This window comes from Pseudomonas fluorescens HK44 (assembly GCF_000217955.3).
GTDB lineage: Bacteria > Pseudomonadota > Gammaproteobacteria > Pseudomonadales > Pseudomonadaceae > Aquipseudomonas > Aquipseudomonas fluorescens_AQ.
In genome coordinates this window covers 455,047-480,686 of the sequence record NZ_AFOY02000015.1, presented here as the reverse complement: position 1 = coordinate 480,686, position 25,640 = coordinate 455,047, and the positions used below count along the sequence as shown (strand labels likewise).

Below are 25,640 nucleotides of genomic sequence, written 5' to 3'. Positions count from 1 at the left end.
GAGGACCAGACCATGAATAAGTGCCAGCGCCGCACGGCCGTCCACGAAGCTGGCCACGCCCTGGCTTTTTGGTGGAATGGTCAGCACATCGAGCGCATCACTGTGCGCACCAGGACAGAAGCCTGCACCGGCCCAATGATTGATCTGCGCGGCAACCCGCAAAACGTAGAGGGGTTGGTCGAGGCTGATTACCTGGTCCCGCACCCCTCCTTCGACGCGCCCGGGATTGCTGAATACCTACCCTCCATGGTCGATTCTATTGAGCGCGACCTTCTCGACTGCTTCGCCGGCCCCGTGGCCGAAGCGGTCTACAGGCGCACCAAATCGGACACATTCATCTGGGGCAGCGGTAGTGGGGACCGGCGCCGGGGTTACGAATTGATCAGTTTGCTGCCTGCACGAAAGCTACTCGACGCCGAGTCCCTGGCAATCGCCCGCTCCTGCTGTCTGGTGCGTCGTTACTGGCCCGCTGTCACCGCTGTGGCAGATTTTCTACAAGAGCACGGCACGGTTAACGGGGAAGCTATAACAGCGCTGCTGTGCGAAGTCACCGGGGAGTCACCTACGCGGCTCACTAATGACCTGGCAACCCTCGACACGCGACGCAACAGGCGCTGGACTGCAGCCCACTCGACGCTACTTTTCAGCAAGGGCCACCTACCGCTCGCTTGATGTCCTCACTCATGAGCCGGATTGCAGCTGCAGCCACTTTGCAAACAAGCGCGTCACCCGAGGCATGAACACGTAGACCACCAACAGCACAATGCTGGCCGTGATCAGCACATTGCCTTGCACATAGCCGCCCAGCCAGGGCACCCAGCCAAACAGCGGCTTGAACAGCATCGGCACCAGAAAGCTCAGGGGCAGGATAACCAAAAAAGTCACGCAGGCCTGCTTCCAGCGCGGCGGCGGGGACGGCGCGGCGGCATCGACCGGGGTAAACCAGAACTCACGGTCGGCATTGACCTCGGTCTGGTCGCCATCGGCGAGCAATGGCCGTGCCTCTTCGAGCAGCGTGCGGCGATCCTCGGAATCGAGCCAATGCTGCAACTGTTCGGTCGTGGCGAAGCGCAGCACGCTGGTGAACTGAGCCAGCCCCTGGCTTTGTCCGCGCATCACATCAATGCCCAGATGCCCTGGATAGGTGCGCGCCGTGGCGATGGTGCGACGCAACCAGTTTTCGTACGCCTCATCCCCGCCCTGCTTGACCCGATGGCGCACCAGCAGTGTGACTACGCCTTCCGACAATTCGATGTTCATGACTGACTCTCCGAGCATGCCCCCTGACAGTGACGGCGCAGCGAACTGCGCCGTTGAGCAACGGTATATTCGCGGCTTACTTGACCTGACGTTGCGGCGCCTTGTGCACCATGGTGTAGGCGTAATCCACGCCCATGCCGTAGGCACCACTGTGCTCGCGCACCAGGTCCATCACTGCGTCGTAAGTCTCTTTGTGTGCCCAGTCGCGTTGGTACTCGAGCAACACTTGTTGCCAGGTCACCGGCACCGCACCGGCCTGGATCATCCGCTGCACCGACATGTCGTGAGCTTCTTTGGTCGTCCCACCCGATGCGTCGGTGACGATGTACACCTCGTAGCCTTCGGCCAGCGCTTCCAGAGCCGGGAAGTTCAAGCACACTTCAGTCCAGAGTGCGGCCATGATCAGTTTCTTGCGACCGGTGGCCTTCACCGCCTCCACCAGTTTTTTATCTTCCCAGGAGTTCATCGAGGTGCGCTCGATGGGCTGCTGCCCCGGGAACACACTGAGCAATTCCGGCCAGATGTAGCCGCTGAAGCTTTCGGTTTCGACCGACGTAAAAATGGTCGGCACGTTGAAAATCTTCGCGGCTTTGGCCAATGCAACGGTGTTGTTCTTCAAGGTCTGACGGTCGATCGATTGCACGCCGAAGGACATTTGCGGCTGGTGATCGATCAGGATCAGCGCGGAGTTGGTTGGGTTGAGCAATTCACGAATAGACATGGCGTGTTCCTTTTGATGTCGCTGTGCTGGATGGATGAGTTCGTTTGGCTGCAAGGCTCGGTGCGTACTCCGGTTGGAGGCTGTGTGCTACCGGCTTGGAACCTAATGTAGTTTCTGGATAAAACCGAAACAATTACCTAAAATGCATAATCATTATTTCCAAAATAGGGACAGTCTTGGACCGGATCGAATGCATGCGTGCTTTTGTCGCCACCGTCGGAGCAAACGGCTTTGCTGCCGCAGCCCGAGCGATGGATGTGCCACGTTCAAAAGTCAGCAAACAGATTCAGGCGCTGGAAGAGGCCATCGGTGTGCAGTTGCTGCAGCGCACGACGCGCAGCCTGCACCTGACCGAGGCCGGCGCGGAGTACTACGAAGCGGCCCGTGAAGTGATCGCGTCCGTGGACGAAGCCGAGCAACGGGCGCGTAACGGCATTGGCGAACTACGCGGCGTGCTGCGGGTCAACGCGCCGATGTCGTTCGGTCTGCGGCGACTCGGGCCGTTGATCCCGTTGTTTCATGAACAGCATCCGAACATCGAGCTGCAACTGGTCCTGAGCGACCAGCAGGTCGACCCGGTACGCGGCGGCTTCGATGTGACCATCCGCATCGCGAGCCTGCCGGACTCCTCCCTGGTGGCCCGACTGTTGGCGCCTGCTCCGCGGATCATGGTCGCCTCCCCGGCCTATCTTGAGCGCGCGGGTACACCGCAATCGCCAAAGGACCTGAGCGCCCACCAATGCCTGAATTATGGCTATCTGCAGAGCGGCGTCAGCCTGCAATTGAGCAACGGCAACGAGACGCAGCGCGTGCATGTCACCGGCCCGCTGCATGCCAACAATGGCGACCTGCTGGCCCAGGCCGCAGAAGCCGGCATGGGGATCGCCTTGCTGCCGAACTTCATTGTCGAAGAGGCTTTGGCGGCCGGCAGGCTGGTCGCCGTGTTGTGCGAATGGCAGGCTCCGCCGATCACCATCAACGCGGTCTACTCGTCTGCACGTCGGGTTCCGCAGAAGACTCGGGCGTTTATCGAATTTTTGGTGACGCAGCTTGCGCAAGAGCGCAGTTGAATTGCGCATCCTCGAAGACCTGCAACCAATGCCCGTCCAGGCAATGGAACAGATCGCAGAACTGCGTCGACAGGCCTGAGAGAGCAGCGACTTTGATGAGGGGCTGGCGGCGTTTGCAGAGCGCAGGCCGGCGGCATTTGGCGGTCGCCAGGACCGCTGAAGCAGACGACCCGATCCGGCAATAAACGCCTGTCTCGCAGTTGAATCCAAATCCGGCCTGCATAAAAAACGCTGACCGTTACCGGTTCAGCGTTTTTTATTGAGCAGCAGTTTCGCCAGTCCTTTCTATTCTTTCTATTCCCACGTTGATACTGTCACCGCCCCGTTCCATTACCCGCTCTGCTTTGAAAACCGGCATCTTTGGAGGCATCGCATGCGCCTGCTGTGCAAAATCGAACCGCTGTGCTTCTCGATGCTGGCCATTATCGCGCCCTGCATGGCGAGCGCCGAGCCAAGACCCGAGCATATGGTCTATCTGCGGGCGATTGATCCGGGCATCGAGCAGGACATCCGCTATGCCAGCGCCCACAACTTCACCGGGCACCCGCTTGACGGCTACGGCGCTGCGGAGTGTCTGTTGTCGCTGGACGCCGCCAAGGCCCTTGCCCGGGTACAAACGGCGCTGCGCGCGCAAGGCTACGGTTTGAAGGTATTTGACTGCTATCGACCCAGCCGTGCTGTTGCCGATATGGGGCGCTTTGCGACGCAACCGGGTGACCCGCGCAAGGCCGAGTTCTATCCGCGCGTGGACAAGCAAGACTTCTGGCGTCTGGGCTATGTGGCCCGCGTTTCGAATCACTCCAAGGGCGGCACGGTGGATTTGACGCTGACGGGGCCAGCGGCTCTGCCCGCACAGACATGGAACCCCTCGGCCGCGCAAGTCGACTGCGCCGCGCCCTATGAGCAGCGTTGGCATGATGGTGCTGTCGACATGGGAACAGGTTTTGACTGCTTTGATGAGCGAGCGCATACCGACAGTTCGACGATCAACGCGACCGCCAGAGAGAATCGCCAGCGGCTCGGCAACGCCATGCAAAAAGAGGGATTTTCCGGGTACTCGAAAGAGTGGTGGCACTTCACCTACACCGGGAATGATGCGTTGAAGAACGTCATGGATTTCCCCATTACTCCGCTGGAGTCCAGCGACACCGATCCGCAGCCTCACGCAGCACAGGCGCAGGTGCCAGACACCAGCAACCAACTCATTGTGGTCACGACAAAAAACTGGACTGATATCCAGGGGACCGCCCAACGCTATGAGCGGCAAGGCAAAACGTTTCAGAAATATGGAGCGTCGTTTCCGGTGGTTGTCGGCAAAAGCGGGCTGGCCTGGGGCAAGGGTCTCAGTGTCGTTGACCAACGCGAGGGGCCGATCAAACGTGAAGGCGACGGGAAAGCGCCTGCTGGCCTGTTCAAACTGGGAACAGCCTTTGGCTACGACAGCACGGCCGATACCAGACTGCCTTACCTTGCGCTGACATCGACCACCGAATGCGTGGATGACAGCCACTCCAAACGCTATAACGAGCTCGTCGACGGATCGAAGATTGCCAAGGACTGGAACAGCTCCGAACACATGCGTCGCGATGACGACATGTATCGACAAGGCATTGTCATCGAGCACAACACGCCAGCGTCCGCCGACTCCGGTTCGTGCATTTTCTTCCACATCTGGCGTGCCCCCACCTCCCCGACGCTTGGCTGCACAGCCATGGACCCAGCGGACATTGCTCGCTTGTTCAGCTGGCTGGATCCGCGTCAGTCCCCTCTACTGGTTCAACTGCCCGAAGCGGAGTACGAGCACTTTCGCGAACGCTGGAACCTTCCCCAGCATTGATATCGCTGACTCAAACTCGACCTGTTCCCATGCACCGACCTCAGTCGTGAGCTACGCCAGCGCGTTTGAGCATTTTCTTGCAGCGTTCGGACAAGTGAAACACCCGCAACTGTTTGCCGGTCTTGACGTAGCGCTCACGCAGCGTCTTTAGCGCAGCGATGGCCGAGTAGTCGACAAAGCTCAGGTGGCGACAATCGAGGGTTACCTGATGCGGGTCGTTGGCGGGGTCGAACTGGTTGAGGAACGGTGCAGTAGAGGCGAAGAACAGCGTGCCATGCAGGCGGTAGAGCTTGCTACCGTCGGCTTCCAGGTAACTGTCGGCGTATAGCTCGCGGGCCTGCTGCCAGGCGAAGTTCAGCGCAGCAATGACAATCCCGCAGAGCACAGCGATAGCCAGATCGGTGAACACTGTGATGATCGTTACGGCAATGATCACCAATACGTCGTTCAACGGCACCTTGTTGAGCACCCGCAGCGAGGCCCAGGCGAAGGTCTGCTGCGCCACTACGAACATCACCCCGACCAGAGCCGCCAGCGGAATGCGCTCGATCAGCGGCGAAAGAAACAGCACGAACAGCAGGATCATCCCCCCCGCGACCACGCCAGAAAGGCGGCCGCGGCCGCTGGAACTGAGGTTGATCACCGTTTGACCGATCATGGCACAGCCACCCATCCCGCCAAACAGGCCGGAAACCATATTGGCCGCGCCCAATGCCACGCATTCGCGATCCGGGTAACCACGACTCTCGGTGATCTCGTCAGTGAGGTTCAGCGTCAGGAGCGTTTCCAGAAGGCCGACCAGCGCCATCAATACCGCATAAGGGGCGACGATGCGCAGGGTCTCCAGGTTCCAGGGCACCTGAGGCAGGGCCAGGCCAGGTAAACCGCCGGCGATGTGCGCCATGTCGCCAAGGGTGCGAGTCGGCAGGCCGAGCAGGTAGACCGCCAGACCGACGCCGAGGATCGCCACCAACGCCGGTGGCACGGCTCGGGTCAGGCGCGGCAACACGTAGACGATGGCCATCGTCAGCGCCACCAGCCCAATCATCAGATACAGCGCTGTACCGCTCAGCCAGGTCCCGCCACTCTTGAAATGCTCCAGTTGGGCCAGGGCAATGACAATCGCCAGGCCATTGACGAAACCGAGCATCACCGGGTACGGCACCATGCGCACCAGTTTGCCCAGCCGTAGCAGACCGAAAGCCATCATCAACAGCCCGCCCATCAATACGGTGGCAAGCAGATACTGCACGCCGTGCTGCACCACCAGCGCGACAATCACCACGGCCATTGATCCGGCAGCACCGGAAATCATCCCCGGCCGGCCTCCGAACAGGGCGGTCAGGGTGCAGATGATGAAGGCTCCGTATAAGCCCATCAGCGGATTCAGGTGGGCAACCAGAGCGAAGGCGATGCATTCGGGCAGCAGAGCAAAAGAGGTGGTGAGTCCGGCCAGGGCATCAGCGCGCAGACGTTTGGGTTTCATGGCTTACCTAAAATACAGGCCGACGGAACAATCCGCAGGGCGTGGCGGGAAAAGACGGCTGCGGATGTTACGGAATTGAAGGTGGACCGGCCAGTTATCGGTCGACCGGTGGCTCACGCGTTATTTTTTCAGGCTTTGCAGGCGCAGGTTCGCGCGTTGCACGGCGGCCATTTTTTCGGGGCGCTTCATGCGCTTCCATTTCCTGATGTCCTCCTTGATGCGCCCACAACTCACACACAGCTCACCGCGTAGCTGGCAAACGGAAATACACGGGTTTTCGATATCCTTGGCCATGGTTCAATCCCGAGTCGAGCGCTGGCGCGCCAAACGTTGCTGCCAGTTTCCGCCATTGACGCGCTGACACTGTTCTTCAGTGTCAAATTGCACGTGAGCCGAAACCGGACTGACGAGAATGTCCGCTTCACTCAACGCCACGGCCGTCAGTTCTACCATGCGTTCAGCTTGCCCGATGGCCAGGGCCTCGCGCTTGTTGGCCAGCGTGTCGAAAACCCAGGTCACCCTCAGGCTTGCGGGGAATGCCGTGTAATCCACCTCGTGGGTCAACCAGGCAAACCCGACGATTTGCGCTTTGGCCGTCTCACAGGCCTCGGTCAGGGTAACCACCAGGCGACGCTCGATTTGCGCCTGATCGCGCTTGCTTAAAAGCATGGATTGATCCTTGAGTGAGTATCCAGGGCCGGCTGAGAGATGCATCAGCCGGCTATGTGTTCTTTTCGCACATGATGCCGCGCCTACAAATGGGCGGCAGGGGGAACGCTGCGGGAAATCAATGACGGCAACCATACCGAAACACACAACCCGCGTCTTGCCACCTCATCGCCCAACCCCAGACGGATCTGTGCCCCGTTGCGATCGGCTACCGCCTTGACGATCGACAGCCCCAGCCCGGACCCGACCTCATGGTTCCCGAGGCTGCGATAAAACGGGTCGAACACACGCTCCCGTTCCTCGGCCGCAATCCCCGGGCCGGAGTCCTTGACCTGCAACAGCGCTCCGCCCTCCTCCATGCCCACCGAGAGATCTACCCGTCCGCCCGCCGGCGTATAGCGAATGGCGTTATCGACCAGGTTCTTGACCATGGCCAGCAGGTCGAGCTCGTTGATCAGCACCTGCACGTCCTGTTCGTCCTCGACACCGATGTCGATATGCTTGGCCTCGGCCAGCGGCATCAGGTCCTCCAACACGCGACGATAGACGCCATGCACGGAAACCGGCGTTGCAGGCAGCGTCGAGTTCGATTGTGCGGTGGCCAGCGCCAACAGTTGATCAATCAGATTCTTGCCGCGCTCGATCCCCCGCCGCAACGCAAACAGACGCTCCCGCGCCAACGTCGACATGTCTGCGACGGCCAGGCGCTCGGCTTGCAGCGACAGGGCCGTCAACGGCGATCGGAGTTCGTGGGCGGCGTCGGCGACGAAGCGCCGCTGGGTCTCCATCGATTGCGCCACACGGTTGAGCAATCGATTGATGGCCAGCACGAAGGGACGGATCTCGGCGGGCAAATGGTTTTCGTCGATGGGGTGCAGTTCCTGCTCGCCGCGCTGGTCGATTTCAGACGCCAGTGCCGCGATAGGTCGAAACAGCTTGCGCACCAGATCGGCAACCACCAGCAAGAGCACGGGAAACAGGATGAGAAACGGCAGCAGGCCGCGCCAGGCGCTCTCACGGGCGTCCTTGTCGCGAGTGCCGGTTTCCTGCGCAACGGCGATGCGTGCGCCACTGGTCAGGGTCTTGACCAGCACACGAAACGGCTCGCCACCGACCACCAGGGTCGACAGGCCGTCGGTCAGCGTCGTCGGCAGTGGCAGCGGTGCACCAGCCTCCACGTTGCCCGACGCCTGGTTGCCATCGTTCAGGTACTGAACGGTGACCCTGGACTCTTCATCGTCGCCCTCGATGCCTTTGCCTTGTGTCGGATAGGTCAGCGTCATCTGCTGACGCTCGAACAACACGGCCACCTGGTGCAGGGTATTGTCCTGCATTTCCAGGGCTTCATCGAATGCCGAGACGAAGGCAAAAATGCCGGCCACGATAGCGACGATCAGAATGGCCAGCGACAGGGAAACGGACAGCCTGACCTGGACCGACTCGCTCAGTCGCCTTTTGAAACCATCCATCCCATACCCCTGACATTCTTGATGACGTGGCTGCCCAGCTTGCGACGCAGTGCATGGATCAGAAACTCCACCGCATTGCTTTCCACTTCATTGCCCCAGCCATAGATACGGTCTTCAAGCTCGCTGCGCGAGAGAATCGCCCCCGGCCTGATCAACAGCGCCTGCAGCAGCGAAAACTCGCGGCTGGAGAGCTGGACCTCGGGGTTTTCTGCAGTGCTGGCTTGTTTCGAGATCGGGTCCAGCGACACCACGCCGTTGCTGAACACCGGCAGCGCGCTGCCGCCTTTGCGGCGCAGAACGGCCCGCATGCGGGCCAGCAGCTCTGCCATATCAAACGGTTTGAGCAGGTAATCGTCAGCGCCGCCATCGAGGCCGCGCAAGCGATCATCGAGGCTGTCGCGGGCCGTGATGATCAGCAGTGGCACGCCGTTGTTGCGAGCCCGAATGCTGCTCAATACCGCAAGGCCGTCCTTGCCGGGCAAGCCGAGGTCAAGCAACACCAGGTCATAATGTTGAGTGTCCAGCGCCGTCAGGGCGGTGAGGCCATTGTTGACCCAGTCGGCGGCGTAACTGGCATCTTTGAGTGCGTCCTGGATCGCCTCCCCGATCATGGGGTCGTCTTCGACCAGTAATATCCGCATGTCCCTCTCCGGTGATAAGTGAGGCTCGACACTCACGCGGATATACCTGCGCAATGACTGTCGAGCCTGCATTGAATCACCTGTTCAAGCGCGCGCGAAGCGATTTATTGATATTGAAAGCAGTCAGCTTTTTCCTTGCAGCGAATTGAAGGTTTTCAGCAAATCATCCATTGCCGCCTTGCAGTCGCTCTGTTTCGGGGTGCTGGCGCGCAAGGCCTCAAGTGCAGTGTCGATGGACTTGTCCAGGACATGCCAGTCGCTGGCAGCACGCGGTTTGATGCCGGCTTCCGCGGAGTCCCAGGACAACTCCAGGTCCTTGATTCGCGTTTTCGCGCCCGGCAGGTCGTTTTTATTCACCAGATCGGCAACGTTGGCCGCAATGCCCTGGAATGCCGACAGGTCGCCCAGTTTCGAGACCGTGCTCTGCTGAACGCTGGCTGCGCCCGAAGTAGCACCCGTTTTTGGCGCATCGGCAGGTTTCGAACACCCGGCGGCCAGGCCAAACACGACGATGGCTGAAAGAACGGCGGCTTTACGAATGGCGGTTTTAACGTAGACCATGATGATTCCTTGATAGGCTTTTGAACGGGTTATTCAGTGACGAGTTTGCGATTGCCGACGCTCATCTGTGCGACGGCCACCAGAATCAGGATGACGCTGAGGAAAATCGCGCTGGTCCACATGGCGCCCATGCCGAGTCCGCCATAGGTCTTGGCTTGGGTCAGCAAGTCGCCCAGGGAGGCGCCAAAAGGCCGGGTCAGGATGTAGGCGATCCAGAAGGTCAGGACCGTATTGCCGCCCAGGCGCCAGGCGGCGAACGTCAGGCCGATCAACGCGCCGAATATCACCGCGCCCAGTGTGAAACCAAGACCCAGCGCCTCGGTGGCGAGGTCGCCAGCCGCCGTGCCCAGCGCAAAGGTGCAGAGCACCGTCGCCCAATAGAACAGCTCCCGGCGCGGTGTGACGATTTCAGTGATCGAAAGACTGCCCTCCAACCCGTACCAGATCATGAAATTGATCGCCAGCAGCACGGAAAATACCGCTGTGCTGGCATACAGGCTGATGCCCATCTTGTCGGTTAGCACATCGGTAATCTGTGTCCCGACGATGCTCACCAGCACCACCGTCAGCCAATAAATCCAAGGGGTGTAGGCGCGTGTACGAAGTTGGCCGAACAGTGCGATCGCCAACAGCACGGCCATGCCGATACTGGTCACACTCTGCCCCAACCCGGCATCGACGGCGAGAAAGTCGGCGCCGGTTTCACCCACAGTGGTGGACATGATCTTGATGACCCAGAACGACAGGGTCACCTCGGGGACTTTATTGAGCCAGTCAGCTTTCGTAAGCGGCTTCATGTGGATGCTTCTCCTTGACAGCGCTGCAATTGGCGCGAGGGCGAGACTACGCAGGCAAACTTAGCTGGAACTGAGCAACCTCGATTGTCGGTCATGAAGCGAACATAAAATCCCGGACAGGCCTGTACACATGGGCTTCGCGGGCGTTCCTGGCTAAAAAAATCATCTCAACAGCCAGTAGCAAACAGTTACAAATAAGGCCATTATTCCGCTCGCAGTCACCTTGAGCGACCCTCTGACAGAGCGGTTCAGTCCAGGATCATTTGCCCACTGCCGAGACTTTCCGAGCGTCGTACCGTGTTTTCGGGGGGGGGTAGTGGGAAAGCCTTACTTTTTAAGGAACGTATTTTGACAAACGTTTGTACCAGCGGCCTTGATATCGGCTTTGCTTCTCTGGATTACCTGCAAATTGGCATCCTGGGCATCATTCAAGGCATCACCGAGCTATTACCCATTTCATCCACTGCGCACATGCGTATCGTACCCGCCCTGCTCGGCTGGCCCGATCCTGGCTCGGCGTTTTCCGCCGCGATGCAATTGGCTGCACTGGCCGCGGTCGTCAGCTATTTCTGGCGTGATGTACGGGAAGTCGTCACCGGAAGCATCGGCGCCGTGCGGCAGCGTGATTACAGCAACCAGTCGTTCAAGCTGGCCGTTGCCATTGTGCTGGCGACCATCCCGATCGGCATTGCGGGCCTGGCCTTGTCCTCACTGCTCAATACGTGCAACTCACCGTTAAGAGGCCTGATGGTGATTGGTATCTCATGCCTGGTGATGGCCGTTCTGCTGGCTGCAGCCGAACTCAGCTGCCGCCATCAACGTGTCGTGGGACAGATGCGTCTGCGGGATGCATTGATCGTCGGTATTGCACAGATTGGCGCGCTGATTCCCGGTGTTTCCCGCTCCGGTTCAACACTCACCGCCGCGCTCTTTCTGAACTTCAAACGCGAAGAAGCCGCGCGCTTCTCATTCCTGCTTGGGCTACCCGCTATCGCACTGGCCGGTTTGAAAGAGCTGTGGGTGCTGTATCACGCACATATCCCGGTCGAAGCGTGGTCGCACCTGATTTTCGGATTGGTGATCGCCAGCGTGTCGGCGTTTTGCGCCATCTGGGGCCTGATGAAATTCCTTGAAAGGTTTTCCACCTGGCCCTTCGTTATCTACCGGGCGGTGCTGGGTATTTTCCTGATTGTCGCGGTCAGTACCGGGCTGTTGAGCTAAACAACGTTCAAACGCTGATAGAGCCCGGCCCGGTTGCCGGGCTTTTTATTGTCCGGGATTAGTTGACCACAACCGCCATACCGAATGCGCAGAGCGATAATTCGGGCCAGTCCGCCTGCTGTGGCGCTCTAGCGCATATCCGCATAAGGCGAGATCGGCTCCACCGGTAGCGGCAGGTTTCCTTGCCAAGGGTCAAACGTGTAGCGCAGGTAAAGCAAGGCGCGACTTGGGGCGTAGCCTTCGCTGTGCTGCCAGGTGATACCGGTACCCAGGACCAGGTTATCCGAAAGGCGACGTTCCACGAGGCCCTGGACACGGAAATTGAAGCCGTTGCTGCTACTGCCACTCTTGGTCAGGGACGGGTTGTCCACCATCTTGTGATCCGACTGCGCCAGCAGGTTTTGCAGATCGGTTTCGCTGTCTTTGGGGTAGAGATCAGAGCCATCGATTTTCGCGAACGACCAACCCACCGAGCTTTCGAGCAAGGCCGACCAGTCAGCGTTACGCCAGGCGTAGTTCACCGGCACGCTGACCGAGTAGTACTGCTGCGGGCTGTAGTAGCCGCCCTGGCCGAGTGTGTCTTCGCTCAAGTCCTTGTCGTAGCCCATGTACATCAGGGTCAGGCCAGTGCGCAGACGTTCGTCGGCGCGTTCCACCAGGCGATAGTAATAACCGCCCATCGCTGTGCGTCGCTGATTGTTCTCAACGTTCTGGCCCACTAACCAATGACTGCTCAGGCTTGCCCACACGCCATCCTTGCCGCCTTGGTCATGGCTCAGGCCCAGAGTGAAGCCGTTGGCCGTAACGCCGCCCCACTTGGTTCCGGTAACCGGATCGACCGCACCGGCATACGACACCAGTGAGTTGGTCAGGGGCCGCCGCGATGCCGTGAGGCGGTAACCCACACTGCTCCAGTCACCGCTGTAGGTGACACCGCCCACCCAGTTCGACACGGTGAATTCTTGTGGCGTATGGCCAAGGTCGAAGGCCCAGCGATCATCATGCCAGCCCATGCCCAGCAGGGTGCCGCGCACGCTCTGCGAAGCGCTGGTACAGCCATTCACCACCACCGCGCACAAGCCGAACCGGTCGGTGCTGGAAAAGTTGCTGACATCCAGATTGATGTCTTCGGCCTGGACAAAGCCCTGCCCTTGCGCCACCGGCGCGTCGATGCGCAGGATGGTGGTTTGGGTGGTCAGGTCCGAGACCCCTGATGAGCTGTTGTCGGTGCGCCAGGCGAGGTCATGGTACAGGTTCACCGTCGGGTTCTGCTTTTGGTACAGCTCGTCGACGTCGCTGCGGATGCTGCGCTTCAACCAGTCATCGCTGTCCCTGGCACGGCTGGCCAAGGTCATGGCACGGTTGTCGCGCGGCTCAGCCTGTTGTGGTTCGATCATCCTTGCCGCGCCCATGCTGCGCGCATAGTCATCCAGAGCCCACTGCGGCTCTTCTCGGGACAACAGACGCGCCGCATCCCGATAGACCAACGGATCACTTTGCGGGGTCTTGAGCAACTGCGCGAACAGCGCGTTCGCACGCGTCTTGTCGCCCAGCGACGCCCAGGCATTGGCCAGGCGGCGCTGAAACGACACATCGGCCGGTACCGGCGCCGCCACTGCCATAAGGCTGACCTTGGCGGCGTTCGGTTGACCGCGGGCGATCAGCACTTCGCTCAGGCCCAGTTGGGCCTCGGCATTTTTCGGCGCGCTGGCCAGCACCTTGCGGTAGCGGCTTTCGGCCTGTACCAGGTCGCCACGCTGCTGAGCCCAGTCGGCCAGGGTCAGGTAGTCATCAGTGGTCGGCGCACGCATCAACAGCGCTTCGGCTTGGACCTCATGGCCACCGTCGCGCAGTGCCCGGGCCTTCGCGAGCAACTGGCGACGCTGCAGACGTGCCCACAGCTCGTTCATGTTGTCGCTCCAGGCGGCACGCGGGATCTGTTGCAGACTGCCCATGGCCTCGCCGTCACGCTCACCATTGGCCAGAAACAGGCCGTGGGCATAGCGCGCCTCGGTGTTCTGGCCCTGACGTTGTAACAGCCCGTGGAAGCTTTGATCGGCCTCGGTATTGCGACCAAGTTCGCGCTGGGCGTTGGCCAAGCGGTACACCAGCCAGGGATTGTCCGGGTCCAGCACGCGAGCCTTGCTCAAGGCTACCGTCACCTGCGCCCAATCGCTGCGCCGGGTAGCGTCATCGGCTTGCGCGTTGAGGCGATCCAGCGTCAGCCCCCGACGCACGCCTTGAAACTCTTGCTGCTCCTTGGGCGTCAGGCTGTCGAGGTAGTGCTCGGCCTTTTCCGGTGATTGCGACAGGTACAGGCGGACCATCGCACGCACCACGCTTGCGTTGTTCGGATCGAGCTTGCGCGCCCGCACCAGCAGGGCTTCTGCGGTGATGTCATCGGATTCGCCCCGGGCAACGTAGGACAAGCCGATCAGCGGCGCTGGATCGCTCGGATTGGCATTAGCCGTCTGCCGGTACCATTTTTTCGCGACGGGGTAATCCTTTCGCTCAAGGGCTTCATCACCCTTTTGCATCAGCATCCACTGATAGTTGACAGCCTTGAGATCCTGCCATTTGGCTATCCAGGTGGTGTCTTGCTCGATGGCCGAAGCTTGGGCAAAAGTGTTGTATGCCGCTTCGTGCTTGTTCTGGCGCATCAGCGAAAGACCCAGCGAACCGAGCAGGCTGGAGTCTTGCGGGTAACGCTTGATCGCCCGAAGCAAACTGGCTTCAGCGCCGACGTTGTCGCCGGCCTCAAGCAATGCCTTGCCTTTGACTCCGGCCTGCCAGGCCGGATCAGCCAGGTATTGCTCCTGCTCTTGCAACTGTTTAGTCGCGTCAGCGCGAAAGCTGGTGTAGGGGTAGAACTTCAGAAACGTTCGCCAGCCCTGCGCGGTTTCGTGCCCTACCGGTTGTTTGAGCCAGTAGTTGTATTCGCGTTCGGCAGCGTTGTTGCTGGCGTTCGGATCGCCAGCCAATTGATGCAAGACGTCCAGCGCCTCGGGATCACGTTTTTCGGCAAACAGCAGGCCGGCCAAGGTCTGGCGCAGCGAAGCATTGCCGGGGTACTGGCGGTCCAGCTCGCGCAACTGATCTATCACGACCGGGCGCTCGGCCTTGATGCCGCTACGCACATTCAGATATTCCAGAGCCGTGGCAAAGTCCGGCATGTCATCACCGAACAATTGCCGATAGGCGTTGACCGCGTCTTCGGAACGACCGGCGACGGCCAGCAGGCGCGCCTCCTGCAGAGCCCTCTGACCGTCGGCGCCGTGCATTTTCAGCAAGTTCTCGGCCTGATGCAGGGCCGCCGTGCCTGGCACCTGCTGGCGCAGTTGGGCGACCAGGCGTTCGGCTTCCGGTTGATTCTTTTGCAACAGTGCCTGGCGGACTTCAAAGACTTTCACCAGCGGATTGTCCGGGGCGATAAGCTCCAGACGAGCCAGCGAGTCATGCACCAGGTCTTCGCGGTACAGAGCCTCACCAATGCGGACCTGCTCCAGCAGCCATTGCTGCTGGTCGGGCGGGCTGAGAGGCTGGCCCAGGGCGACCCCATAAACGCTGCTCAACAGCAGCCCGAAACCGGTCAATTTGTGCATGCGGCAGTCCAGTTCGGCACGAGGCGTCCGTTTTTATCGAAGCGATAACGTTGTTGGTCCCAGCCCTGCCCGAACAGCGTCAGCGACTGGTTGTAATAGGCATCTGCCAAGGGCGGCTGTTGTTGCAGGCGTTGACGCTGGGCCTTTAGGGCATCCACGCTGTCCGGGCTGGCGGCCAGCAAGGGCAACAATGCAGCACCGAAGCCGACCGGGCCGGTGCCATTGTCGAGACCGGTGATTGTGTCGACTGTTTCCGGAACATGGCCCAGCCGTGCAGTCAGGTCCAGCATGGGTTTGAAGTGTTCGATCAACCTGGTGCGCCCGGGCGCATCCTTGTCCAGCATGCCCAGCCAGAGGTAGACACGAATGGCGTCATAGCTACCAGCAGTGCCCTTCTGACTGTCCACGGCCCAACCCTGCCCGGGTTTCCACAGTTGCCAGTCGGGTGCCAGGCCCTTGGGCGAACTTTCGATCAATAGACGTTCGGTGTTGCTGGCCAGCTCCGTCCAAATCGGTGCTTCCTGGGCGAAGCGTGCCAGCAATTGCGGCGGCAGATAACTGGCATTCAAACGCCACCCCTCGGCATTGTCGAATCCGGCGTCGCCAGGCAGCAACATCAGGCCCAGACCCGGTAGCTTGCGCAGGCTTTGCGCAGCACTGCGCCAAAGCAGATTGCGACCCAATGCCAGGTAAGTCGGTTGATGCCATAGACGCCCGGCTTCCAGCAAGCTATAGGCGATCCACAAATCGGCGTCGGTGGCGTTGTTGCTATCAAGTACCTGCCAGCGACCAGCGTTGTCGCGCCCCCACTGCCACGCCGGAAGCTGCCGGTTCAGGTCTCCGCCGGCCAGGTTGTCCTGGGTCCAGCGCAGCACCTTGGCGAAGCTTTCGCGATCATTGCCCAGCAGGGCGAAAAACAGCCCGTAGCTCTGTCCTTCCGATGTGGAGATCAGTTGCTCCGAGGAGTGGTCGATTACCCGTCCGTCCGGGCTGAGCATCGCCTGGCGATAATTCTGCCAGGCCGGCCAGGCGCAATCAGCAGCACCGGCAACACCAGGCACTACGATGAACGCGGCCAAAGCCAGCGCGAAGAAAGCTTTCACCCGACTACTCCTGACCAGCCAGGCGACGACGGGCAGCCCAACGTAGTGCGCGCCACAGCAGGAACGCCGTCAGCAGCACACTGATGGTGGCGAAGACGGCCAGCAGGATCGGGTGCTCGGACAATTGGTACCAAAGCAGCAGCCACCACGGAAGATGGCCGACAAAATACTGCTGGCCCACCCAACTGCTGTCTACGCCACTGCTGCGGATCAACGCTACAGAACCGGTAACGGCGTCAATTTTTCCCGTGTCGCCCAAGGTATTGCGCAGCAGTTGGTAATCGGCGTCATCGCTCGCCAGCAAGGCCACAATACTGCGCTGTTGGTGATACGGCGACTGCAAGCCGACGATGGCGGCGATCGGCGCCTGGGCGCTGACGTCAACGCGGTTGGCCCCCATGTCGCGCTCATCGCTGAACTGGCCGGCGCGGGCCGACTTGCCGATCTGCTCGTTGGACGGTTTGAGTAGCCAGGCACGCGTCTTGTCCAACACCAGATTGGCATCGGCACCATCGCCCACGCCCGGCGCCATGGCGCCGAATACCAGCAGATCGGTATCCGCCTTGGCGTCGTCCCAGTTGTCCGAAAGTCGCAGACCAAACGCTGGCAAGCCTGAGCGCGCAGAAATTCCAGCAATGGTCTCGAACACCGTACTCAGTTGCACAGCGCGACTGTGGGTCGGGACCATCACCAGGGTTTCCGACAGGTCAGCCATGCGGCTGTATGGAAAACCGCCTCGGGCAAAGGCGCGCAGGTCGGGCATGGCGATGTAGTGATAGTAGCCGGACAGGTCAATGGTCGACTCTTCATCGATCACGGCCTGGTTGTTCACCGGCAGCGAAGTCTGGCAACGGTCGCGCTGGGCACTGCTAAAGGCGCTGGCGAAGTTGAAGTCGAAACGCAGGGTATTACGGTCGCCAATCTTCAGCGCTGGTACCAGCAGCTTGTCGCTGAGGTTCGCCGACTCGTTGGACAACACCGCCAGGCGCAGCTCCTCCAGACGGCTGTCGGTCTTGCTGAGCAACGGCAGGCTGGTGATGAACTGGTTGTTCAGGCTGATGGTCAAGCGCGACTCGTCGTTGACCAACGGAGGCGTATAACGAAACTTGGTTTGCAGCGGGATTCCCTGGTTACGCCAGACGAACAGGTCAGGCGGCAGATTCACGTCCACCGTGATGGACCGTGGCTGCAGCCCGTTGGCCTGAAGCTGCTCGGGGTACTTGATCAACTCGGCGAAGCGTACCGAGCGGTCCGTGCGCATCCAGTTCGGCGCGTCATAAGGCACCCGAGGTTTGAGCTGCTCGACCTTGTTGACGGTCACGCGCGACCCGCGGAACGCGCCTGCGCCCAATGCCAGGGCACGGGCAGCCACAGCCAGGTCATCGTCGTTGCGCCCCATCACCAGCAACATCTTGCTGTAGGGATCCTGCGGGTTGTCGATCATCTGTACAACGGGCGCATCCACGACCGGGAACAACGTTGTGTCAGCCAGGAAGGATGGACGATGATCGTTGGTGGCGAAGACAATGACCGACTTGGCGCGATGGCGCTCATCGGCGGGTGGCAGCTGGTTGAACAGCACGGGAAACTGTGCACCACGCCAAGCGGCCTGGCTGCCGAAATAGGACGCCAGAATACCGGCTGCACGCTGCTCGCCCAGGGTCGGCGCATCAGCGAAGACCAAATTGATGACCGGCTTGTCCTGACCTCGGGTGTCGAAGAAAGGCATCGGGAAATAGGCCAGGTCGTTCTTGAGCGTTAGCGCCTGCTCCTGCAATTGGATCTGACTGCTGCGCCCCACGTTCAACCATAGCGTGCTGTTGGCCGGATCTTCGCAGACATCGGTGTAGTGGCCGACGAACTCCAGGCGTACGCGGTTGAAGTCCGAAATCAGACGCGGGTCAAGTGCTACCGATTGGTTGACCCTCTTACCCAACTGGTCCTTCTCGATCGGCACAACGCTCATCAGCACGTCGTTGAGGTACACGCGTAAATGCGAGATCTGTGGCAGCAGAGACGGCGACGGTGTGTACTCCAGCTGCAGTTTCGCGTCACTGGCGATGCGATCTCGGCGCAGGCTGAATTCGATCTGGTCGCTATTGTGGATACCCAGCAATAGGCTGTCGGCGGGACGGCCCAGCTGTTCGAAGCTGTACGCGGTGCTCCAGCTCGGTGTGTTGCTGACCACGACCGGTGCGACAGGCACAGGTGCGGTGGTGGCCTGGGCGTAACCGACGACCAGGAGCGCCAGACTGGCAACAAGGGATTTGCTGAAGTAGCGGCTCATGGTGCGCTCACTGATCGGGAGTTGGGAGTTGGGGCAGCCGCTGGCATGCGCGGCAGGAAACTGACCAACCAGCGCAACATTCGCAAAGGCGGGCCGGCGATGCGGCGGATCCAGGCAGGCAGGTATTCGTAGAGGCGGTAGTAACCGGTGCAGCCAAGTTTGAGAATGTCCACAAAGCTGTGCAGCGGGCGATCCGGGGTGTAATTCTCGCCCCAGTTGAGCCAAGCGTCGGCGCGGGCAAACGTGCACTGCACAAAGTCGATTTTCTGTTGGGTATTGAGGCCGGTGAAGCTGATGCCGACGAAGTTCTTGTGGCTGCGGCTGATATAGCCCGGGAACAGAAATTCACGAGTGCCGCGCTGCATCATCAGCGAGATGCTCCCGCCCACCGCCAACGACAGCGAGGTGTCGAGCTGGATGCCTGCGCCACCGTCGGAATAGTCCTGCAACATGCCTGGGTAACAGTGACCACTTTCAAGGCGCACTGAAGCGGGTAACTTGACGGTTACACGGTGGGTCTGGCGAACCTGGCGCGCTTCTGCGGCGACCGCCATGGCGCCTCCGATGATCACCAGGTTGTAGACCACCCAGAGAACGCTCACCACAACGGTGACGATCTCGTCGCGGGGCCCGCAGATCAGACGCCAGATGGCAAAACCCAGGCCGGTAATGTTCAGCAGCGACAGTAGCAAGTACGGCTGGGCGATTTTCCAGTCAAACTGGTTGTGCTCCATCAGGCCGCCCTTGGCGGTGACGTTGAACTTGCCCTTTTTGGGGTTGAACAATGCCACGGTGGTGGGGCGCGCGATGTACCAGGCCAGTACGGTCTCGTACACCTCCCCCCAGAACGTCCGACGATAGGCACCCTGCATCCGCGAGTTGGTGAGGCTTGCGTGGATCATGTGCGGCAGCACGTACAGCAGGATCATCAGCGCCGGGGCGTAAATGATGTAGGCATGCAGGAACAAAAACGCCAGCGGCGCCATCAGAAACACCAGGCGCGGCAAGCCGGCCAAAAAGTGCATCATCGCGTTGGCGTAGCAAATGCGCTGGAAGACGCTCAGGCCTTTTCCGAGCAAGGGGTTGTCGGTGCGGAAGATCTGCGCCATGCCACGGGCCCAGCGAATGCGCTGGCCGATGTGCGCTGACAGGCTTTCGGTTGCCAGGCCGGCCGCTTGCGGCAACTTGATATAGGCCGAGTTCCAGCCGCTGCGGTGCAGGCGTAGCGCCGTGTGGGCGTCTTCGGTAACCGTCTCGACGGCAAAGCCGCCGATCGCATCCAGCGCGGCGCGCCGCAGCACCGCGCATGAGCCGCAGAAAAACGCCGCGTTCCACATGTCGTTGCCGTCCTGAATCAACCCGTAGAACAGCTCGCCTTCGTTGGGGTGCTCGCGGAATACATCCAGGTTGCGCTCGAAGGGGTCCGGTGACAGGAAATGGTGCGGGGTCTGCACCAGCGCCAGTTTCGGATCACGTAAAAAGCCCCCGGTGGTCATTTGCAGGAATGAGCGCACCGGTATGTGGTCACAGTCGAAAATGGCGACCAGTTCGCCGCTCAGTTGTTTCAGCGCATGGTTGAGGTTACCGGCCTTGGCATGACGATTGTCACTGCGCGTGATGTAACCCACCCCTACTTCGGCGGCGAACTGGCGGAAACTCTCGCGTCGGCCGTCATCGAGAATGTAGATGTTCAGCTTGTCGGCCGGCCAGTCGATGCCCATGGCCGCATACACCGTCCCCCGCACGATTGACAGGTCTTCGTTGTAGGTCGGGATCAACAGGTCGACGCTGGGCCACAGGCGCGTGTCGCGTGGCAGCAACGCCGGTTTGCGGCCCAAGGGCCAGCAAGTCTGGATGTACCCCAGGATCAGCACTACCCAGGAATAAGTTTCGGCCACCAGCAGGATCATCCCGCACACCAGGTCCAGGGGCTGGTTCCAGTTCAGGGTCGACGTGTAGCGCCACCACAGGTAACGGCACGAGACGATGACCGACAGCACCACCATCAACAACGTCGGAAAGCGTCCCGGAACCCGCCGCACCAGCATGGCCAGGCCCCACAGCAGCAAAACGAATACCAGTTGGGCGACGTAGCCGAAGGGCTCGGTGATGCACAGCAACGTAAAAATGAAGGCGACGACACCGATGGCCGCGTTGACCAATCGTTGATTGTGACGGTCCAGACCTTTCCACCAATGGCTGCTCTGGCGAATCTGCTGGCTGGCCTCGGCGCGCTGGGGCAACTCTTCCAGCACCTTGCCAATCCGCGTCCACAGCCGCAGGTACAGCGCGCCGACGACCTTGAGCCAGGCTGGAGTCGACAATGTCCGCGCCCGCGGCGTGGCCGGACGAACCAGCAGTAGCCAGAAGCTTTGCACCGCATAGCGCAACGGGTCACCCAGGCTCGGTGCCTTGTTGGTCAGTTGCGGATACCAGCGCTTTGGCTGATCGAGCACTGCTCGCCAGTTCGGTGACTCCAGACGCAACAGCAACCACGCCAAGGCGCTCAATGTCGCCAGCAGCAGCGCAACTGGCGGCGCACAGTCATAGCGTCGACGCAAGTGAACATAAGGGAAAACGCGGGCGATCATACCGCCCCCAAGCGTCGAGTCAGGCACCAGGTGGCCAGGCTCAGCACATCCTGGGCAACCAGACTGGCCTCGGCATAAGCCCCCACCGGCATCTTGAACGCCTGGGCTTCGCGCATTGCTTCATCCTGATGCACGTTGAGAGGCAGCAGGCGGGCACCATATTGTTTGCGCCAGATCAGCAACAGGTCGCGCTGCAATTGGCTGACCGGGTCGAAGCGGTTGATCAGCAGATGCTCGCTGGGGGTTTCTTCCTGTTGCAACAGCACATGGCAGGCAGCGTCCGCCTCGACAATCTGCAGGCGCAACGCACAGGGGCCGACACGAGCATGACCGGGCAGTCGCAAAGGCACATCGAACAGGATCCAGTCAACGTGTTCGGCAAGGCTGGCCTGTCGGCGGTGCCATAGATTCGGCTCGTTTAGCAGGCGCTGCTCGATTTGATCCTGCTCTTCCAGTTTCAGGCGACCGTAAGGCAACACGCTCAATCCTGGCTCCACGGTCCAGGCCTGGGTGTTCCAGCCCACCCCTTCGATCATGGCGCGCGCCCAGCCACCGGGTTCGCTGACGCTGACGTTGAAGTGCAGGCGAAGCAGGTTTTCCGGGCACATGTCGACCAGCAGCACGCGCTCGCCCAGACTATGCAGTGCATAGCCGGTGGCCGCCAGCAGCGAGCTGGTGCCGACACCGCCGCGCAGACCACGCAGACTGAGTGCGGTCACGACAGCGTCTCCAGTTCGCACTGATGCATCTTCGGCTGGACCGCCACCTGCAGCCGCTCCATCTCCGCCAACAGCGGCCAGCGATGCAGGGCCTTTTGCAATTCGATCTGCGCAGACGTGTCCACATAGTCCAGTTCGGGCAGCTCAAGCTCCAGTTTCAGGCGGGCGATGTCATCGGCACGATCCGCACGTGACTGCACCCTGGTCTTCACTTGAAGCGCTGTGGGTAAGGCAGCCATCCTGCTTTCTCCTTGATGCGTATGTAAGGTTTTCCGGCGTAGTCAACGACCACCGTGCCAGCATTTTCGGAGACTGCCGCCGTCTGCGGCAGGTTGCTTAGCAGGACCGACCAGTTGAGCCCCTGGCCATCCGCCTGGGGTTGGGCGCTATACAAGCGACTGATGATTTCCGACAGGGCCAGGAAACTGCTCGGTTCGGTGATGTGCAGTGGTGCAGCACCGGGGTTATGACCCATGCCCACCAGCTTGATGCCGACTGGCACGTGGGTGATGGACTGGCTCGGGATCTCGCGCATGCCGGCTATCTGCATGCGGTCGCCATGCAGGGCCGCGCCATGCTCCGGCACGATCACCACGACCACCCGACGGCCACTGAGTTCCAGTTGTTTAATGAAGCCATTGAGGTCATCGATCAGCCCCTGGGCAAGCGGTTTGTAATCGCTGCTCCTGGTGCCGCCATCAGCGGTCAGCACACGGTTGCCGTCATGCAGTGTGGTGGTGTTGTAGAACAGCGCCACGCGATCGCTCTTTTCTTCTTCGCGGTGCTTCCACCAAGTGTCCAATACCTGAGCATCGCGCAGGATCGGCGAACCGTCGAAGCCCACCAGGGCACGCGGCAATTTACTGGTACTGACAGCGGGGCCCGGCAATGAACCTTGGGCGCGGACTTCGTCAATAAAACCTTCGAACTTCCCAGTGTGGTTGAGCATGACTTCGCTGGAAAAGCCCAGTTTGCTCAAGTCGTCCATCAACATGCACTGCTCCGGGGCCGTGCCATAGAGCTGACTGTGCGGAACCTGCCCACAACTGGCGCGCAGCAGGCGGATGGCCGCCGGACCGCTGTAGGAAGTGGCCGAGTTGAAGCTGTCGAAAATAACGTCCATCTGCTGGAACAGCGTGTTATCGCGCAAGCCCACGGTTTCCAGGTCATCCCAGGCCATGGAGCAGATATTGATCAGCAACAGGTCGAAAGGCTGTGCTGCAGAAGTCGCAGGCTTGAACTCCACCTGACGTCCAGCCTCGGTGCTATAGAACTTCTGCAGGTAGGCTTCCAGTGTCGCGCTGTCCGGGGCGGCCGTACTCACCGCAGCGATGGGAGCGCCGCTGGCCGGCGCCGCGACCGGCTCGTTACTGGGGCGCAGGGCCAGCACATTGGCGCTGGCCAGCCAGGCTAAACCCAGCACACTCAGAGTGGTCAGGCGCAGCCAGTGCCGGACGAAGGCATAGACCACCACCAACACAGCCAGCAGCGCACACAGGTTCCAGTCAATGAAACGACCCGCCAGTTCGACAGCGTACGCACCAGTGAAATCCAGCACGCCTGGCTGGTTCAGCAGGCGGCTGAAGGGGGGCAGCCAGGTGTCCTGATAAAACAGCGCAACACCCACGGGGATCGCAATGACTGTGCGCAGGATGCGCAGATAACGATGCGGCAACGGCAGCAGCAACGCCGCCGCGAATACCAGGTTAGGCAATACCTGCAGGTTCAGGTAACCCGCCCACAGCAGTACGAACTTGAGGATGAAATACAGATTCCAGGGACCCAGGCCCGGCCAGACGCGCACTGACATCGGATTTATGACTTCATACCGGCTCATGGGGCTCGCTCTGGACAGGAGCGCGACGACGCACGCCACGGGATTTCAGGTAACGCGGGGGCAAGAGGCCCTGCACGACGGACAGAAAATGGCGACCGAACCTGATCAGTACCACGATCAGTATCAGGGTCAGCAGGCTGCTGAGGCCAATCACCTGGATCAGCTCGGAATAACTCATGAACAAGGGTCCGTAATGGGCAGTGTGGTGCGTTTAGGTGAATAGGCAGCACGGCCGGCAGCTTCAGCGGAGCTACCCGCCATGCGTTCTTCTGCCAGAACGAAGGTGGGAGGCATCAAGGGCGCCGCGAGGAAGTCCTCGCGCGGCAACGCTTCAACGCCTTGGAGAATCTGGAAGCTGCTGAACAGATCGCGCCAGGCCAGCCGGCAGATATTCCCCAATGCCGGTTCCAGCCCGTCCGCGCGACAGGCAAACAGGAACAGATAAAAGGCACCGTTGACCACGCAGGCGACGTCACCGAAACGACGCAAGCCGATTTGACTCAAGTACTGCTCGATTTCCAGGCCACCGCGCGGCATCAGTTTGAGCAGTTGGTGGCTGATTTCGCCAGAGGCGCCATTATAGACGCGCTCCACCATGCTGATGAATTCCTGGGGCGTTAACAGACCGCGCTCGGAGGGCGGCCGCAGACGTTCAAATAGCGATTGGACGTCGGTGGTGCGGCTCCGGCGCCAGGTCTGGCCCTGGGCACTGTCGATGATGCTGAAGAAGTGCGCCAGCGTCGTCCCATAGGGCACGGTGATGTTGGCACCGCAGGACACCAGCAAACGCTCGTCCCGATAACGCAGGCAGGGCTCCATCTCGCGTACGATGATCTTCAGCGCGATGCCGCAGCGCTCGCGCAAGGCGTGAATCTGGCGGGCCAGCTCTTCGACCTGCAGGTTGTTGTCGATGGCCACGATGATGCTGGCAGCACGAGCGTGGCTGGCTTGCTGGAGCAAATCCTCGCGGTTCTCGAACAGCCGCCACTGATCCGACAGTGGTGGCGAGCCCTCAAGCACAGAACGCTGGGTCAGGTAGATGCGCTGGTCATCGGTATGGGTCAGTTGCACATTGGTCCGCTCATAGACCGAGAGCGCAAAACCGTCCACCTGCAATTCGAGCTCGAACTCCTGCCCGCTGCACACGCCCCGTTCGCTGTGCCAGTAGTGCAATTGATAGCGAATACCACCATCACGGCGATAGAGCTGAGCGAGCCCGGAGATCGTATCGTTGAGCCTCAACAAACCTTCATGCAGCTGAGGCGCCTGGCCATGGCTGATCACCAGCAGGGAGCATTGGCTTGCGCCCAGCCATTGCCTCAGGGACAGGCAGCAATGCCGCAGGTCTGGCGCAACGTCGCTCTGCCATGCGCTGTCCGGTAGCATCAGCACGATGGTAGTGCCGGCAACCGGTGCAGCACGGGTCAGCTCGCCGACCAGTGATTTGAGGGTCAGGCCGATGTCGTCTTTTTTGATGTCAAACAGCTTCAACTGACCAGGACCGGTATCTGCCGCCAACTTCTGGGCCAGGTCCTGGCTGGAATGCCCGCAGCACACCAACATCCCTTGCGCATTGGCCGGCATCGCTGCCAGGCACTGGACCGCCAGCGCGGCAGAATCGCTCTGCTGATCCACTGCCACCCAATAAAGCCCGCCATCGCGCAACAATATTTGCTCATCTCGTAGATGACCGATGCCCAACGTGACCTGACTCAAATGTAGTTCCCTTCCGTTTGAACCGGACGTGATGCGATGAGCACTGTCTCTCC

22 protein-coding genes are annotated in these 25,640 nt (G+C 60.5%); 4 read left to right on the top strand and 18 right to left on the bottom strand.

Features of this window, described 5'->3' with window-relative positions:
• Positions 1-12: 12 nt before the first annotated feature.
• On the top strand, positions 13-672 hold the full coding sequence (locus HK44_RS14900) for a hypothetical protein (protein ID WP_019690710.1): 660 nt from the start codon (positions 13-15) through the stop codon (positions 670-672).
• A 9-nt stretch (positions 673-681) separates the two neighbouring features.
• Here HK44_RS14900 and HK44_RS14895 read toward each other — a convergent pair whose 3' ends face one another.
• Both HK44_RS14895 and HK44_RS14890 read right to left on the bottom strand, forming a co-directional pair.
• Complete coding sequence (locus tag HK44_RS14895; RefSeq protein WP_019690711.1) at positions 682-1,260, bottom strand: antibiotic biosynthesis monooxygenase; 579 nt, start codon at positions 1,258-1,260, stop codon at positions 682-684.
• Positions 1,261-1,336: 76 nt separating this feature from the next.
• Positions 1,337-1,981, bottom strand: coding sequence for a hydrolase (locus HK44_RS14890; protein ID WP_019690712.1), 645 nt, complete (start codon positions 1,979-1,981; stop codon positions 1,337-1,339).
• A 176-nt stretch (positions 1,982-2,157) separates the two neighbouring features.
• On the opposite strand from HK44_RS14890, the gene HK44_RS14885 reads away from it, so the two are divergent.
• Both HK44_RS14885 and HK44_RS14880 read left to right on the top strand, forming a co-directional pair.
• Entirely contained in the window at positions 2,158-3,051 is an 894-nt protein-coding gene (locus HK44_RS14885; RefSeq protein WP_020723520.1) for a LysR family transcriptional regulator, read from the top strand.
• 373 nt (positions 3,052-3,424) lie between these two features.
• Positions 3,425-4,888, top strand: a complete 1,464-nt coding sequence (locus HK44_RS14880) for a M15 family metallopeptidase (protein ID WP_019690714.1) — start codon at positions 3,425-3,427, stop codon at positions 4,886-4,888.
• A 40-nt stretch (positions 4,889-4,928) separates the two neighbouring features.
• Here the strand turns inward: HK44_RS14880 and HK44_RS14875 are convergent, their stop codons facing one another.
• The 7 genes from HK44_RS14875 to HK44_RS14845 form a co-directional block, all read right to left on the bottom strand.
• Complete coding sequence (locus HK44_RS14875; RefSeq protein WP_019690715.1) at positions 4,929-6,374, bottom strand: SulP family inorganic anion transporter; 1,446 nt, start codon at positions 6,372-6,374, stop codon at positions 4,929-4,931.
• 120 nt (positions 6,375-6,494) lie between these two features.
• Entirely contained in the window at positions 6,495-6,668 is a 174-nt protein-coding gene (locus HK44_RS14870) for a DUF1289 domain-containing protein (protein ID WP_019690716.1), read from the bottom strand.
• A 3-nt stretch (positions 6,669-6,671) separates the two neighbouring features.
• The gene (locus tag HK44_RS14865) at positions 6,672-7,043 is read right to left on the bottom strand and encodes a hypothetical protein (protein ID WP_019690717.1); all 372 of its coding nucleotides are present in this window, start codon (positions 7,041-7,043) and stop codon (positions 6,672-6,674) included.
• A gap of 83 nt (positions 7,044-7,126) precedes the next feature.
• On the bottom strand, positions 7,127-8,512 hold the full coding sequence (locus HK44_RS14860) for an ATP-binding protein (protein WP_019690718.1): 1,386 nt from the start codon (positions 8,510-8,512) through the stop codon (positions 7,127-7,129).
• Complete coding sequence (locus tag HK44_RS14855) at positions 8,488-9,153, bottom strand: response regulator transcription factor (RefSeq protein WP_019690719.1); 666 nt, start codon at positions 9,151-9,153, stop codon at positions 8,488-8,490. The genes HK44_RS14860 and HK44_RS14855 overlap by 25 nt, the downstream gene beginning before the upstream one ends.
• Before the next feature lie 123 nt (positions 9,154-9,276).
• Positions 9,277-9,714 (bottom strand): hypothetical protein, encoded by a 438-nt coding sequence (locus HK44_RS14850; RefSeq protein WP_019690720.1) that lies wholly within the window; start codon positions 9,712-9,714, stop codon positions 9,277-9,279.
• Positions 9,715-9,743: 29 nt separating this feature from the next.
• Complete coding sequence (locus HK44_RS14845) at positions 9,744-10,511, bottom strand: COG4705 family protein (RefSeq protein ID WP_019690721.1); 768 nt, start codon at positions 10,509-10,511, stop codon at positions 9,744-9,746.
• A gap of 348 nt (positions 10,512-10,859) precedes the next feature.
• On the opposite strand from HK44_RS14845, the gene HK44_RS14840 reads away from it, so the two are divergent.
• Positions 10,860-11,732: an undecaprenyl-diphosphate phosphatase gene (locus tag HK44_RS14840; RefSeq protein WP_019690722.1), complete on the top strand. Its 873-nt coding sequence runs from the start codon at positions 10,860-10,862 to the stop codon at positions 11,730-11,732.
• Positions 11,733-11,860: 128 nt separating this feature from the next.
• On the opposite strand, the gene bcsC is transcribed toward HK44_RS14840, so the two are convergent.
• From bcsC to bcsE, 9 genes are read right to left on the bottom strand one after another with little or no spacing between them, the layout of a single operon-like run.
• The gene (gene bcsC / locus HK44_RS14835; protein WP_019690723.1) at positions 11,861-15,334 is read right to left on the bottom strand and encodes a cellulose synthase complex outer membrane protein BcsC; all 3,474 of its coding nucleotides are present in this window, start codon (positions 15,332-15,334) and stop codon (positions 11,861-11,863) included.
• A complete protein-coding gene (gene bcsZ / locus HK44_RS14830) occupies positions 15,322-16,437 on the bottom strand; it encodes a cellulose synthase complex periplasmic endoglucanase BcsZ (protein WP_019690724.1) in 1,116 nt (371 codons plus the stop codon). Before bcsZ ends, bcsC begins: the two co-directional genes overlap by 13 nt.
• Before the next feature lie 4 nt (positions 16,438-16,441).
• Positions 16,442-18,724 (bottom strand): cellulose biosynthesis cyclic di-GMP-binding regulatory protein BcsB, encoded by a 2,283-nt coding sequence (gene bcsB, locus HK44_RS14825; protein ID WP_019690725.1) that lies wholly within the window; start codon positions 18,722-18,724, stop codon positions 16,442-16,444.
• On the bottom strand, positions 18,721-21,315 hold the full coding sequence (gene bcsA / locus HK44_RS14820) for a UDP-forming cellulose synthase catalytic subunit (protein ID WP_019690726.1): 2,595 nt from the start codon (positions 21,313-21,315) through the stop codon (positions 18,721-18,723). Before bcsA ends, bcsB begins: the two co-directional genes overlap by 4 nt.
• Positions 21,312-22,034: a cellulose biosynthesis protein BcsQ gene (gene bcsQ, locus HK44_RS14815; protein ID WP_019690727.1), complete on the bottom strand. Its 723-nt coding sequence runs from the start codon at positions 22,032-22,034 to the stop codon at positions 21,312-21,314. Before bcsQ ends, bcsA begins: the two co-directional genes overlap by 4 nt.
• A complete protein-coding gene (gene bcsR / locus HK44_RS14810; RefSeq protein ID WP_019690728.1) occupies positions 22,031-22,273 on the bottom strand; it encodes a cellulose biosynthesis protein BcsR in 243 nt (80 codons plus the stop codon). The genes bcsQ and bcsR overlap by 4 nt, the downstream gene beginning before the upstream one ends.
• A complete protein-coding gene (bcsG, locus tag HK44_RS14805) occupies positions 22,243-23,871 on the bottom strand; it encodes a cellulose biosynthesis protein BcsG (RefSeq protein WP_024264955.1) in 1,629 nt (542 codons plus the stop codon). The genes bcsR and bcsG overlap by 31 nt, the downstream gene beginning before the upstream one ends.
• Entirely contained in the window at positions 23,858-24,049 is a 192-nt protein-coding gene (gene bcsF / locus HK44_RS14800) for a cellulose biosynthesis protein BcsF (RefSeq protein WP_019690730.1), read from the bottom strand. The genes bcsG and bcsF overlap by 14 nt, the downstream gene beginning before the upstream one ends.
• On the bottom strand, positions 24,046-25,587 hold the full coding sequence (bcsE, locus tag HK44_RS14795) for a cellulose biosynthesis protein BcsE (protein WP_031319483.1): 1,542 nt from the start codon (positions 25,585-25,587) through the stop codon (positions 24,046-24,048). The genes bcsF and bcsE overlap by 4 nt, the downstream gene beginning before the upstream one ends.
• Between the last annotated feature and the right edge of the window lie 53 nt (positions 25,588-25,640).

Coding starts and splice junctions, on each gene's coding strand:
- HK44_RS14900 (WP_019690710.1), top strand. CDS start 13: ATGAATAAGTGCCAGCGCCGCACGGCCGTCCACGAAGCTGGCCACGCC.
- HK44_RS14895 (WP_019690711.1), bottom strand. CDS start 1,260: ATGAACATCGAATTGTCGGAAGGCGTAGTCACACTGCTGGTGCGCCAT.
- HK44_RS14890 (WP_019690712.1), bottom strand. CDS start 1,981: ATGTCTATTCGTGAATTGCTCAACCCAACCAACTCCGCGCTGATCCTG.
- HK44_RS14880 (WP_019690714.1), top strand. CDS start 3,425: ATGCGCCTGCTGTGCAAAATCGAACCGCTGTGCTTCTCGATGCTGGCC.
- HK44_RS14875 (WP_019690715.1), bottom strand. CDS start 6,374: ATGAAACCCAAACGTCTGCGCGCTGATGCCCTGGCCGGACTCACCACC.
- HK44_RS14870 (WP_019690716.1), bottom strand. CDS start 6,668: ATGGCCAAGGATATCGAAAACCCGTGTATTTCCGTTTGCCAGCTACGC.
- HK44_RS14865 (WP_019690717.1), bottom strand. CDS start 7,043: ATGCTTTTAAGCAAGCGCGATCAGGCGCAAATCGAGCGTCGCCTGGTG.
- HK44_RS14860 (WP_019690718.1), bottom strand. CDS start 8,512: ATGGATGGTTTCAAAAGGCGACTGAGCGAGTCGGTCCAGGTCAGGCTG.
- HK44_RS14855 (WP_019690719.1), bottom strand. CDS start 9,153: ATGCGGATATTACTGGTCGAAGACGACCCCATGATCGGGGAGGCGATC.
- HK44_RS14850 (WP_019690720.1), bottom strand. CDS start 9,714: ATGGTCTACGTTAAAACCGCCATTCGTAAAGCCGCCGTTCTTTCAGCC.
- HK44_RS14845 (WP_019690721.1), bottom strand. CDS start 10,511: ATGAAGCCGCTTACGAAAGCTGACTGGCTCAATAAAGTCCCCGAGGTG.
- bcsC (WP_019690723.1), bottom strand. CDS start 15,334: ATGCACAAATTGACCGGTTTCGGGCTGCTGTTGAGCAGCGTTTATGGG.
- bcsB (WP_019690725.1), bottom strand. CDS start 18,724: ATGAGCCGCTACTTCAGCAAATCCCTTGTTGCCAGTCTGGCGCTCCTG.
- bcsA (WP_019690726.1), bottom strand. CDS start 21,315: ATGATCGCCCGCGTTTTCCCTTATGTTCACTTGCGTCGACGCTATGAC.
- bcsR (WP_019690728.1), bottom strand. CDS start 22,273: ATGGCTGCCTTACCCACAGCGCTTCAAGTGAAGACCAGGGTGCAGTCA.
- bcsG (WP_024264955.1), bottom strand. CDS start 23,871: ATGAGCCGGTATGAAGTCATAAATCCGATGTCAGTGCGCGTCTGGCCG.
- bcsF (WP_019690730.1), bottom strand. CDS start 24,049: ATGAGTTATTCCGAGCTGATCCAGGTGATTGGCCTCAGCAGCCTGCTG.